Raw genomic sequence first — 11,704 nt, 5'->3', positions numbered from 1 at the left:
TAAAGTAGGACGTTTTTTTATGTATATTACTGTTTTTTCTTAATAAGTAACAACACTTGTGAAACACAAGCAAGTACTGGCAGTTCAATCAACGGTCCAATAACGAGTGCAAGTGCGATAAGAGGCTCGTCCGGAAAAGCTGTTACAGCGATGGCGAGTGCAACAGGTGAGTTTCTTGCTAATGTTGTTAAGTTTAAACTTACTGTATCTTTATAAGATAAACGCATTATGCGTCCGATAAATTGTCCCAGTACAAAATTAATGATGAAGAACAATAGAACAGGAATGAGTAGTAATAAAACGACATTCATATTTTGTAGTAAATATTTTCCTTGTGATGCAAACATCGCTACGATTGCTAAACTTAAAAATACAATTTGAGCAGAGCTGAAAAACGGAATGAGTTTATTCTCGAGTGTTTCAGCTTTTTTCAGTTTATTCATAATGAATTTTGTAGCGTGTGCAAGTACAAATGGTAAGAAGATTACGATAACAATACTTTCTACTAAAACAGAAACCGCTACAGTCTTCATGACACCAGCAAATAAAAATAAATAAATGGGAAGGAGTAGTACTTGCAAAATTAAATTTACAGGCAAAATTGCAGTAGAAAGTGCTACATTTCCTTTCGCTATTTCAGTAAAGATTAAGTACCAATCTGTACATGGAGTAACCATTAACATAATAAATCCAACCCAAAGTGCTGGGTGATCTGAAAGAAATAGTGCTCCTAATCCCCAAGCGAGTAAAGGTGTCCATACAAAATTAATAGTAAGGCTTGTTCCAGCGAATTTTAAATTGCGGAATCCATTTTTTATTTCTTTCAATGGAATGCTGAGAAATAATCCATACAGCATGAAAAATAAGAAGGGGACAATAAATTGCTCTGCATACATATGTATCAAATTAAATTGTCCGAGTACGATGCCGCATGTAACAGCAAAAAGAATAATAAAAGTTTGAATCTTTTCTATAGTGCTCATGAGTAAATCCTTTCTAAATATGAATTGCCCTCTCAACATCCATTATACAAATAATAAAGTTACAATGGATGTTTTAATTGTATCGAGGTTTTTATTTTTAATTCGAGATATTATTTTTTATTTAAAGTTACTTGACTAAAGTAAGTGAAGTGTATTACAATCACTTACATAAGGTAATTAAATAACAAAAAGTATTAATTGTTTTACTTAAGGTATCAATTGGAACTTTTTATCCCGCATTAATGGGCAGTAAGACCCCCACCTCAGAATTCAGCGAAAGCAAAGAAGTTAGGCGGAGATCAACTGCCCATAAAAGCCCGATTGGTTCAACTAATAATCAGTGGGGGATGAAGAACTCCCCCACTGATTAAAGTTTCACTTTATTAGAATAAGAATTTTTATGATGATGAATAATGAATATGATAAGAAAGTTTAGGTGAAGAAAATGGGATTATTTAGCTCTTTATTTGGTAAAAAAGAAGAAAATACAAAAGTAGAGGGGAATAAAACAATGTCAAAAGTATTATTTGTAAAAGCAAACGATCGTCCAGCGGAGCAAGCAGTTAGTTCAAGAATGTATGAAACATTTGTAAGTGCTTATAAAGAAGCCAACCCAAATACAGAAATTACGGAGTTAGATTTATTTGCATTAGATCTTCCGTATTACGGAAATATCGCTATTTCAGGTGGATATAAACGTAGTCAAGGAATGGAGTTAACAGCAGAAGAAGAGAAGGCTGTAGCAACGGTAGATCAATATTTAAATCAGTTTTTAGAAGCTGATAAAGTTGTATTTGCGTTCCCACTATGGAACTTCACAGTACCAGCGCCATTAATCACATATATTTCATACTTATCTCAAGCTGGAAAAACATTTAAATATACAGCAAATGGCCCAGTAGGTTTAGCTGGCGATAAGAAAGTCGTTGTATTAGGTGCGCGTGGTTCAGATTACTCTTCAGAACAAATGGCTCCTATGGAAATGGCAGTTAATTATGTAACGAATGTGCTTGGGTTCTGGGGAATTACAAATCCAGAGACTGTTGTAATTGAAGGGCACAATCAATATCCAGATCGTTCACAACAAATTGTTGAAGAAGGTTTAGAGAACGTTAAAAAAGTAGCGGCGAAATTTTAATTGATAGTAAATGTAAAAAACCAACATGGATGACCATGTTGGTTTTTTAGTCTATTTCTATGTTAAAAAATGTATATTTATAAAATAAAAGAAAAGTTTGAAAATAGTATTGCAAAATATTATATGACAAACTATAATGAGTTCAAGAATAGTTGATAGTCGAATTTAATATTCAGAAAATTCAATTAGTTAAAAATGGAAAATGAGATAAGGAAATTTGAATGGGGGTTATATTATGGCGAATAAAGTACCGTTTTCGTTCATAGTAGTTATTGGATTAATGTTATTTGCACTATTTTTTGGAGCAGGAAATTTAATATTCCCGGCAATGCTCGGTCAATCGGCAGGAGAGAATGTATGGATTGCTAACGCTGGATTTTTAGTAACGGGTGTTGGATTACCATTACTAGGTGTACTGGCATTTGGTTTTTCGGGTAAAGATGATTTACAGTCATTAGCAAGTCGTGCACACCCAGTATTCGGGATTGTGTTTACAACAGTTTTATACTTAGCGATTGGCCCGTTATTTGCAATACCAAGAACAGGAAATGTTTCTTATGAAATTGGTCTTAAACCGTTTATGCCAGAAGGATTAGGTTCTACACCTTTAATTCTTTTCACAATTGTATTCTTTAGCATCACTTGTTTTTTTTCGCTAAATCCTGCGAAAATTGTCGATATTGTTGGAAAAATCTTAACGCCAATTAAGTTAACTTTCATTGGTATTTTAGTAATCGTTGCTTTTATACATCCGATTGGAGATATGCAAGCACCAGTGGAAGCTTATACATCACATGCATTCTTTAAAGGATTCCAAGAAGGATACTTAACAATGGACACGCTTGCATCATTCGTATTTGGAATCATCATCATTAATGCAATTAAAGAAAAAGGTGCGAAAACGAAAACACAGATTATGATCGTTTGTGCAAAAGCGACAATCATTGCAGCATCTATTTTAGCAATTATCTATACAGCTCTTTCTTATATGGGTGCTTCAAGTGTTGCAAAGCTTGGACATTTAGAGAATGGTGGAGAAGTATTAGCGAAAGTTTCTAATTACTATTTTGGATCATATGGTGGAGTATTATTAGGATTAATGATTACAGTAGCGTGTTTAACAACTAGTGTGGGACTTGTATCAGCATGTTCTTCATTCTTCCATAAGTTATTCCCAAATGTTCCTTACAAAGCGATTGCAATCACGCTATGTGTATTTAGTGCAATTGTTGCAAACGTAGGATTAACACAATTAATCGCAGTTTCTGTTCCAGTACTAACAGCAATTTATCCACTAGCAATCGTATTGATTTTCTTAACGTTTTTCCATTCATTATTCAAAGGAAGAGCTGAAGTTTATCAAGTGAGCTTAATCGTAACATTTATCATCAGCTTATTCGATGGTTTAAGTGCAGCTGGAGTTAACATTGAAGTAGTAAGCCGAGTGTTCACTAAATTCCTTCCGATGCAAGAAGTAGGATTAGGATGGATCTTCCCAGCGATTATCGGTGGATTTATCGGATATGGCATTAGTGTTTTAAAAGTAAAAAATCAAGTTCAACCAGCTAGTGCGAATAAGAAAATAGGTTAAATAAAAAAGTTATAGAATTTGATTCTATAACTTTTTTTGTTACTATTGATTAGGATAAAAAAATAATGTAGTAGGGGAAATATAATGAAAAAAACAATTGACCATATCGGCATCGCAGTTCGAGATATAGATAGTACGATACGTTTTTATGAAAAGGTGTTGTTAGGAACTTTAATAGATCGTTACGTAAGTGAAGCTCCTGGTGTTGAAAGCGAAGTAGCCATTCTTGAAGTGGATGGAGATAGAATTGAATTACTTGCACCGACGAATAATACGACATCTCCAATAGCACGCTTTATTAAACAAAAAGGTAAAGGTGTTCATCACGTCGCATATCGTGTCGATGATTTAGATGTGGCTCTAGAAGAGTTAAAAGAACAAGGTATTCGAACGTTAGAGCATACACTTCGAATTAATAAGCACGGTAGAAGATTAATATATCTTAACCCAGCGGATACAGAGGGAACAATCATTGAGTATTGTGATTATCCAGAAGAGAAGTAAAGAAATTTTATGATGGAAGAAGGGTATTGCGTAATAACGTAATACCTTTTTTATTTATGTATTTCACACTTTTTTCACAAATGATTCACGATAACTTTTCTTCTTTAGGAACTTACATAAATATATTTTATGATATAATAACAATCTGCTTTAAAAATGTAAGTTGTATCCATGAAGGTAGTTACTATTGTATTGGAAGTTAAGAGGTGAGATAGAAATAAAAAGTTACACTGTATAGAAATTTTTATTTAATCAGGTTAATATTTCGTCGGAGAAGGAAACTTGGGAAGTTTAAGGAATGAAAAGATAGTGATGAGGAAGAAGTGAAATGATTGTGAAAGTAATGAGAAGGTTAGGGGCATGGCTATTAATTGCGTGTGTACTTATCATATTGATACCAAAAAGTGCATCTGCTCATGCGTACGTTGTGAAATCAAACCCTGCTGAAAATGAAACGTTGAAGAAAGCACCATCTGTAGTGAAAATTGAATTTGATGAGGATATACAAGTTTCGCATTTTAATACATTGTTTGTAAGAGATACCTCAGGTACAAGAGTAGATTTAAAAGATGCTCATATCGATAAGAAAAACAAAAAAATATTAGAAGTAGGCTTAAAAGAAAACTTGAAAAACGGACTCTACTCTATTCAGTGGAAAGTGATTTCTGCTGACGGGCATCCTATTCAAGGAGTTATTCCGTTTCGAATTGGGTCAGAGGAAGCGGGAGCAGACGATATACAAGTAGAAGAGATGGGGTATTTCCCGAAAATAGATATGATTATGGAACGTGGAGTTTTATATACAAGTTTCTCACTATTTATAGGAGTGCTATTCTTTAATCTTATTATGTATAAAGGGAATGCAACCTCGGTTCGATCAAGGAGTAAGAACATAATATGGATCTCATTATTGGGTATATTGATTAGCTTATTATTCAATCTGCCATTGCAAGCGAAAATAAATGCTGATGTTTCATGGTTAGAAGCATTCGATCCATTACTATTAAAAGAAACATTACAGCTTTCTGTTTTTGGATATGTATGGATTACTCAAATGGTTCTTATTAGTTCGCTTATAATTGTTACTTATTTTGCGATGAAGTGTGAGAAGTTGTCGTCGTTTAAAGTATGGAGCATTCCAATACTATTGTTTATCGGGATACTTGTTATGAAAGCCTTTAATAGTCATGCATTTGGTTTAAAGTTTAAAGAGATTGCGGTCGTTATGGACTTTCTACATTTATTCGCAGCTTCGTTATGGGTTGGAGGTCTATCATCCATTATTCTTCTTTTACGTAAAGAGGAAGACAAGTGGAATATGTATTGGGATATGATTAAGCGTTTTTCACCGTGGGCAACAGGTGCTGTCATCGTGATTTTAATAACAGGTCTTTTTAACAGTACATTCTTTATACCAACAATCCACTCGTTATTTGATACGAAGTATGGATTAGCTTTATTAGCAAAGATACTTTTATTCATTTTCATGGGGATATTGGGATTTGTTCATTATGTAAAAGGGAAAATGAGAGCGGAGCAAGGATTAGGTGCTACGGTGAAAGTAGAGTTTATCATTGGAATTATCATTTTCGTAATCGTAGCTTTTATGACAAACGTACAAACACCGCCGATGCCTCCAACTGGACCTTTTACAGAGAGTAAGCAATTAGATAATGGATATGAACTTACTTTACATGTAAGTCCTAATAAAGTAGGACAAAATAAATTCCATATTACTTTAAAGGATGAGAACGGACAACCTGTTACTGATATGGAGCAAATTATTTTAACCACGCAATCATTGGATATGAATATGGGGAAGGGGTCATTTAAAGTTTCGGCCGTGTCACCAGGAGAATATGAAGCGGAAGGTATGTATATTAACATGACAGGAAACTGGAATATACAAGTGCACGGATTAACAAAATCTCTTGATAGTTTTGATACGGATTATAAATTTATTGTAGGCGGCAGATAAAGTGAAACTTTAATCAGCCCTCATCAATCGGGTTATCCGGCGAATAGCCGGGATAAAGAGAAGGTATAGATAAAAAGGAGCTAATAGAAAATGAAACGTATAAAAAAATTTGGCACAACAATGATCGCAACAATAATTGCAATGGGGATTTTTTCGTTACCTGTTAGTGCGCACGTCACTGTGAAACCAGAAGCTTCGGACGTTAATTCTTGGGAGACTTACACGATAAAAGTACCAGTTGAGAAGAATGTAGCAACGACAAAAGTTACATTGAAAATACCGTCTGGAGTAGAGTTCCAACAGTATGAACCAGTGACAGGATGGAAAGTGGAAGAGCAGAAAGATAATGCTGGAAAAGTTAGAACTGTAGTATGGGAAGCAACAGGAGAAGGGATTTTACCCGGTCAGTTCCAGCGATTTACTTTCGTCGCTAAAAATCCGGATAAAGAACAAAAAATAGCTTGGGATGCATATCAACAATATAAAGACGGAGAAATTGTTGAATGGACAGGCGATGAAAAAGCTGAAAAACCACATTCACTTACTACAATTGCAAAAGGTATGTCATTAACAGGGGAACATGGTGAAGTGTCTAATGTAGAAAAAAATGAAGGTACTAGTAATTTGCAATTGATAGCGATTGTTTTATCTATTTTGGCGATTGTATCTTCGGTAGTTGCGTGTGTTTTTGTAGTACGTCGTAAAAGGTAAGTAAGGGTGAAAAAGAGCCTACAAACAGCAGGCTCTTTTTTATTTTTATTTCACTTCAACCTGCTGCCTTACAGCAAGTGTTTTCGGCTTTATATTTACGAAACAAATACTCACCACAATAAATAATAGTCCGATGAATAAGCTAATAGTAATGGCCTCATGTAAGAAAATTGAACTTACAATAATAGCGATTAGTGGAATGAGGAATGTATAAGCCCCAACTTTACTTGCTTCACCGGCTCCAACAAGAGTGAAGTATGCAAGCCATCCCATTGCAATAACAAAGAATGAAATAAAGAGTAGAACACTAACAAACGGTATACTCCAAGCAATACTAGACCAGCTTTCAAACTCTGATCCAAATCCAATTAAGCAAAGCCCGCCAATAATAAGCTGCAGTGTTACCATCCAAATAGAATTAACGCGGTGCCCAGTCTTCTTAATAAATACTGTTCCAAGTGCCCAGCCAATCGCGCATCCTATCGCGAGAAGGATTCCTATAATAGAAATATGTCCAGTTAAACTACTAGAGCTAATGACACCTACGCCAATAAATCCAAGAACAAGCCCGAAAATTTTTAAGCCGTACATAGATTCTCCAAGCCAAATCCATGAGAAAATGCCGAGTAAAACAGGTTGTAGAAATACAATGGCGGAAAATAACCCAGCGGGCATATATTGAAGGCCTACAGTTTGTAATCCGTAAAATATAATGATGTTAAGTAAAGAAGAAATAACGTATAAATGCCAAGTTTCTTTTAAGTGTAACTCTTTGTATTTCGGTAATGCGAAAAGAAGTAAAATGAATCCTCCAATTAAAGTTCGAACGCCTGCAAATAAAACGGGTGGTGTATAATGCAGGGCAAACTTAGATAAAGGCCAATTGATTCCCCACATGAAAACGAGAAAGGTAAGGATTATGGCCGTCTTAGTTCGAGAAAGTTGTGTCACGGTAAGACCTCCTTGTTGTTATTCATTTCACTATGATATGATATCGACTGTAATAAATAAAATGAATCTTTTTTATAAGGAGTATAAGTGATTAGTTATGACCATTACACAACTGCAAGTATTAATAAAAACTGTTGAGTTAGGTAGTTTTACGAAGGCTGCTCGGGTGTTAAATATGACGCAGCCAGCTGTAAGTCATGCGATTTCAAGTATTGAGTCAGAGTTAGGAGTTACGATTCTTATACGTGATAAACGAAAAGGGCTAATCGTTACGGATGTAGGAAACAGAATTCTTGTGCATATTAGAGAGATTTTGAACGGTGTAGAGAAGATTGAACAAGAAGTTGCGATGGAGAAAGGACACGAAGTTGGGACGATTCGAATTGGGAGTTTTCCGAGTGCTTCTGCACATTTCTTACCCAAAATGATAAACCTTTTTAAGGAGAAGTATCCGAACTTAGAAGTCGTTCTTTGTGAAGGAACGATTAAAGAAGTTGAAGATTGGTTAGTATCGAGGGTTGTTGATATAGGAATTGTCATTTTGCCTAATAAAGAGATGGAGATTGTCCCATTAACGAAGGGGAAAATGGTTGCTATCTTAAGAGATGATCATCCTCTTTGTAAGAAGGACTCTATTGCAATTAGTGATTTAGAGAATGAACCGATCATATTATGTAAGGGTGGATACGAACCACCCATTATTGATATGTTTAAACAAGCCAACGTACCACTTCGGGCTGAGTATGTAATATCGACCGTTACTACAGCTTTAAATATGATTCAAGAAGGGTTAGGTATTGCAATATTAGCCGAATTATCTTTAACGAATTTACCACAGAATGTGCAAACGAGAGAATTGGAACCACAAGTATGGAGAGAAATTGCTTTAGCTGTTCCTTCATTAAAGGATTCCTCAATCGCTGTGCAGCTATTTATTGAAGAATTTCAAGCGCTATTTGCAGAATAAAAAGAGGTGTCTCATATATCATAATGGGACACTTTTTAATTTGCTTATAAAAAATCTATGAAAAGGATTGACTTATCTTTTTGTTGTAACTATAATGATTACATCGAGGTGGTGATCACGATGAAAATTAGTAGCCGCTTTTCTATAGCTGTTCATATTTTATCTATTTTGAAAAACAATCCATCTTCACTTTGTACTTCAGACTATATAGCTGAAAGTGTAAACACAAATCCAGTAGTCATTCGTAAAATGATGTCGTACTTGAAACAAGCTGGTTTTGTATATGTAAATCGCGGTCCAGGTGGTGCCGGATTATTAAAGGATTTACACGAAATCACATTGTTAGATGTATACCATGCAGTAAATGTAGTCAAAGAAGACAAACTATTTCATATTCACGAGCAACCAAATCCAGATTGTCCAATTGGAGCAAATATTCAAGCGGTGTTAGAAGTTATATTAATACAAGCGCAATCTGCGATGGAAGAAATTTTGAGAAATATTACGATGGGGCATTTGTTTGAAACTTTGCAAGAAAAAATGAATGCTTAAATCATATTTATATTTTTTTGTTATTAATGTAACTAATTTAATTACAACTATAAAGGTAAGGTGTAAAAGTATGACTATAAAAATGAAAGTATACTCAGATTTTATATGTCCATTTTGTTTTTTAGCAAAAGGTCCATTAGATGAAGTAGCGAAAGAGAAAGATGTAGAAATTGAATGGATGCCATTTGAATTACGTCCAAGTCCATATTCAAAAATAGATCCATGGAATGAGCCAGAAAAATTAGGCTCATGGGATGCTTTTATTCTTCCAACTGCGAAGAAGTTAGGAATCGATATGCGTTTGCCGCGTGTTTCACCGCATCCATATACACATTTAGCTTTCGAAGGATGTCAATTTGCGAAAGAACGTGGACTAGGAAATGAGTATCATCACCGCGTATTCACCGCATTTTTCCAAGAAGAGCAAAACATTGAAGATATTAATGTTTTAACAAAATTAGCGGTAGAAGTAGGTCTTCCTGAAGCTGAATTTAAAGATGCTTTAGTAACTCGTAAATATAAAGAAAAGCATCAAGAAGCAATTCAGCATGCATATGATGAAGCAAATATTATGGCTGTTCCAACTGTCATGATTGGAGATGAAGTCATTCAAGGGCTTGCTAGTAAAGAAACGCTACAAAGAGTCATCGATAAAGAAATTGAAAAGGATAAAACAAATTCATTTGAAGGTATGCAATGTAATACAGATGGATATTGCTAATTCGCTTGTTATGAAATAACAAAATAAATTATAAAACAAATATTTGGAGGAATTAAAATGTCAGCAACTACAACAAATTTAAAAGAAGCAATCGTGAACCGTCGTTCTATTCGTAAAGTAACAAAAAACGATGCAATTACGAAAGAAAGAATTGAAGAAGTTTTACAAACAGCTTTACACGCACCAACATCTTTCAATATGCAAAGTGGTCGTATGGTTGTATTAATGGATGGAGAACATGAAAAGTTTTGGGATATTGTTAAAGAAACACTAAGAGCCCGCGTACCAGCAGAAAACTTTGAAGCGACTGTAGAAAGATTAAAAGGTTTCCATGCAGGTGTTGGGACTGTGTTATTCTTTGAAGATCAAGCAACAGTAGAAAAAATGCAAGAAAATGCACCATTATATAAAGATCAGTTCCCATTCTGGTCTCATCAAGGAAATGCAATGTTACAACATACTGTATGGATGTTATTATCGGCTGAAGGAATTGGTGCATCCCTGCAACACTACAATCCAATCGTAGATGCTGAAGTGAAAGAAACTTGGAACATTCCAGCAGAGTGGAGCTTAGTAGGACAAATGCCATTTGGTGAGCCAAATGAACAACCAGGAGAAAGAACTTTCTTACCTACTGAAGATGTAGTGAAATTTTATTAAGAAATTTAATATATAAAAAGTAAAATAAAAGGAGAGTACGTATTAGTCATATATGTACTCTCCTTTCGTATGCAATGTTAAACTCTTACTGCAAGAACGATTTCCTTCATATGAATCGAAGTTTTTCCTTACAATTAAAAATCTGTTATGTTTATTGTTTTGTAATGACAGTAAACATCCCCGTCATGTTTGGTGAGTAATCCTTAAAATCAAATTTTTCATAGAACGATTCTTTACCTTCTGATGCAAATAAACCGACAAACGCCTTATCAGGGGCATTCTCATGTAAGTATGCAACTAAACGATGCATGATTTCTTTCCCGATACCATGTTTCTGATAATCCGGATGAACTACTATATCTTGAATATAGAAATAGATAGATCCGTCACCAACAATTCGCCCCATGCCAATTATTTGTTCATTATCTTTCACTGTGATGCAGTGAATAGAATTCTTCAGTGAAGTATCTGCTACATCAAAATTCATATAATCAGTCCACCCAACAGAATCACACAAATATTTGTACTCTTCTAATGTTGGAATGTTATGTTCAAACTCATATGTTTTCAAAATGTACCCTCCAAGCCCTTAAATTTAACAAGTATATACATTCGACATTTTTTTATCTTTTCCTCTTATGTAACTGAATTCCCTTTAGCTATTGAATTTCGTCCAGTTTCCGTATTTGTATTTGTGTTAATTAATAAGAGTTTAGGGGAAAAATATAAGAAATAATCGAAAGGGAAGTGGGAAAATGAATGATGAGAAAAAGTATACAGTGGTAGGTACTGATGTTGAAGAAGTAAAACGTTTAAATGAAAATTCGGGATTATCATATAATCAAGTGAAAGAATTATTAGCGAAGCAAATGCAAAAAAAGAAGTAATGAAATTGAAATCCTTTATTTTTTCATTTAGCATTCTAATTAGAGAGAGTTATGAGGATAA

13 protein-coding genes are annotated in these 11,704 nt (G+C 34.5%); 10 read left to right on the top strand and 3 right to left on the bottom strand.

What is annotated here, in order from left to right:
* Nucleotides 1–26: 26 nt before the first annotated feature.
* Nucleotides 27–983, bottom strand: a complete 957-nt coding sequence (locus AC1DMU_RS14230) for an arsenic resistance protein (RefSeq protein WP_088063036.1) — start codon at nt 981–983, stop codon at nt 27–29.
* Between the two features lie 445 nt (nt 984–1,428).
* On the opposite strand from AC1DMU_RS14230, the gene AC1DMU_RS14225 reads away from it, so the two are divergent.
* From AC1DMU_RS14225 to AC1DMU_RS14205, 5 genes are all read left to right on the top strand, one after another.
* Nucleotides 1,429–2,121, top strand: coding sequence for an FMN-dependent NADH-azoreductase (locus AC1DMU_RS14225; protein WP_088063037.1), 693 nt, complete (start codon nt 1,429–1,431; stop codon nt 2,119–2,121).
* A 235-nt stretch (nt 2,122–2,356) separates the two neighbouring features.
* Complete coding sequence (brnQ, locus tag AC1DMU_RS14220) at nt 2,357–3,712, top strand: branched-chain amino acid transport system II carrier protein (protein ID WP_088063038.1); 1,356 nt, start codon at nt 2,357–2,359, stop codon at nt 3,710–3,712.
* An 84-nt stretch (nt 3,713–3,796) separates the two neighbouring features.
* On the top strand, nt 3,797–4,216 hold the full coding sequence (locus AC1DMU_RS14215; RefSeq protein WP_000750833.1) for a VOC family protein: 420 nt from the start codon (nt 3,797–3,799) through the stop codon (nt 4,214–4,216).
* Nucleotides 4,217–4,544: 328 nt separating this feature from the next.
* Nucleotides 4,545–6,194 (top strand): copper resistance CopC/CopD family protein, encoded by a 1,650-nt coding sequence (locus AC1DMU_RS14210; RefSeq protein ID WP_142291714.1) that lies wholly within the window; start codon nt 4,545–4,547, stop codon nt 6,192–6,194.
* 90 nt (nt 6,195–6,284) lie between these two features.
* Complete coding sequence (locus AC1DMU_RS14205; protein ID WP_088063039.1) at nt 6,285–6,905, top strand: YcnI family copper-binding membrane protein; 621 nt, start codon at nt 6,285–6,287, stop codon at nt 6,903–6,905.
* 45 nt (nt 6,906–6,950) lie between these two features.
* On the opposite strand, the gene AC1DMU_RS14200 is transcribed toward AC1DMU_RS14205, so the two are convergent.
* A complete protein-coding gene (locus tag AC1DMU_RS14200; protein WP_088063040.1) occupies nt 6,951–7,856 on the bottom strand; it encodes a DMT family transporter in 906 nt (301 codons plus the stop codon).
* 97 nt (nt 7,857–7,953) lie between these two features.
* On the opposite strand from AC1DMU_RS14200, the gene AC1DMU_RS14195 reads away from it, so the two are divergent.
* The 4 genes from AC1DMU_RS14195 (at nt 7,954) to AC1DMU_RS14180 (ending at nt 10,756) form a co-directional block, all read left to right on the top strand.
* On the top strand, nt 7,954–8,823 hold the full coding sequence (locus tag AC1DMU_RS14195) for a LysR family transcriptional regulator (RefSeq protein ID WP_088063041.1): 870 nt from the start codon (nt 7,954–7,956) through the stop codon (nt 8,821–8,823).
* A gap of 120 nt (nt 8,824–8,943) precedes the next feature.
* Complete coding sequence (locus AC1DMU_RS14190) at nt 8,944–9,375, top strand: Rrf2 family transcriptional regulator (protein WP_088063042.1); 432 nt, start codon at nt 8,944–8,946, stop codon at nt 9,373–9,375.
* 70 nt (nt 9,376–9,445) lie between these two features.
* On the top strand, nt 9,446–10,096 hold the full coding sequence (locus tag AC1DMU_RS14185; RefSeq protein ID WP_088063043.1) for a DsbA family oxidoreductase: 651 nt from the start codon (nt 9,446–9,448) through the stop codon (nt 10,094–10,096).
* A gap of 57 nt (nt 10,097–10,153) precedes the next feature.
* The gene (locus tag AC1DMU_RS14180; protein WP_088063044.1) at nt 10,154–10,756 is read left to right on the top strand and encodes a nitroreductase family protein; all 603 of its coding nucleotides are present in this window, start codon (nt 10,154–10,156) and stop codon (nt 10,754–10,756) included.
* A 151-nt stretch (nt 10,757–10,907) separates the two neighbouring features.
* Here the strand turns inward: AC1DMU_RS14180 and AC1DMU_RS14175 are convergent, their stop codons facing one another.
* On the bottom strand, nt 10,908–11,327 hold the full coding sequence (locus AC1DMU_RS14175; RefSeq protein WP_088063045.1) for a GNAT family N-acetyltransferase: 420 nt from the start codon (nt 11,325–11,327) through the stop codon (nt 10,908–10,910).
* Between the two features lie 184 nt (nt 11,328–11,511).
* Between AC1DMU_RS14175 and AC1DMU_RS14170 the strand changes: the two genes are divergently transcribed.
* A complete protein-coding gene (locus tag AC1DMU_RS14170; protein ID WP_000997338.1) occupies nt 11,512–11,643 on the top strand; it encodes a hypothetical protein in 132 nt (43 codons plus the stop codon).
* The last annotated feature ends 61 nt before the right edge of the window (nt 11,644–11,704 follow it).

The sequence above is a fragment of the Bacillus sp. 01N45 genome (assembly GCF_056399205.1).
This window is presented reverse-complemented; position numbering and strand designations above follow the sequence as displayed.

Bases quoted from the DNA above. Each gene is read 5' to 3' on its own strand.
- brnQ (WP_088063038.1), top strand. From the start codon at position 2,357: ATGGCGAATAAAGTACCGTTTTCGTTCATAGTAGTTATTGGATTAATG.
- AC1DMU_RS14210 (WP_142291714.1), top strand. From the start codon at position 4,545: ATGATTGTGAAAGTAATGAGAAGGTTAGGGGCATGGCTATTAATTGCG.
- AC1DMU_RS14230 (WP_088063036.1), bottom strand. From the start codon at position 983: ATGAGCACTATAGAAAAGATTCAAACTTTTATTATTCTTTTTGCTGTT.
- AC1DMU_RS14185 (WP_088063043.1), top strand. From the start codon at position 9,446: ATGACTATAAAAATGAAAGTATACTCAGATTTTATATGTCCATTTTGT.
- AC1DMU_RS14195 (WP_088063041.1), top strand. From the start codon at position 7,954: ATGACCATTACACAACTGCAAGTATTAATAAAAACTGTTGAGTTAGGT.
- AC1DMU_RS14190 (WP_088063042.1), top strand. From the start codon at position 8,944: ATGAAAATTAGTAGCCGCTTTTCTATAGCTGTTCATATTTTATCTATT.
- AC1DMU_RS14225 (WP_088063037.1), top strand. From the start codon at position 1,429: ATGGGATTATTTAGCTCTTTATTTGGTAAAAAAGAAGAAAATACAAAA.
- AC1DMU_RS14180 (WP_088063044.1), top strand. From the start codon at position 10,154: ATGTCAGCAACTACAACAAATTTAAAAGAAGCAATCGTGAACCGTCGT.
- AC1DMU_RS14215 (WP_000750833.1), top strand. From the start codon at position 3,797: ATGAAAAAAACAATTGACCATATCGGCATCGCAGTTCGAGATATAGAT.
- AC1DMU_RS14205 (WP_088063039.1), top strand. From the start codon at position 6,285: ATGAAACGTATAAAAAAATTTGGCACAACAATGATCGCAACAATAATT.
- AC1DMU_RS14170 (WP_000997338.1), top strand. From the start codon at position 11,512: ATGAATGATGAGAAAAAGTATACAGTGGTAGGTACTGATGTTGAAGAA.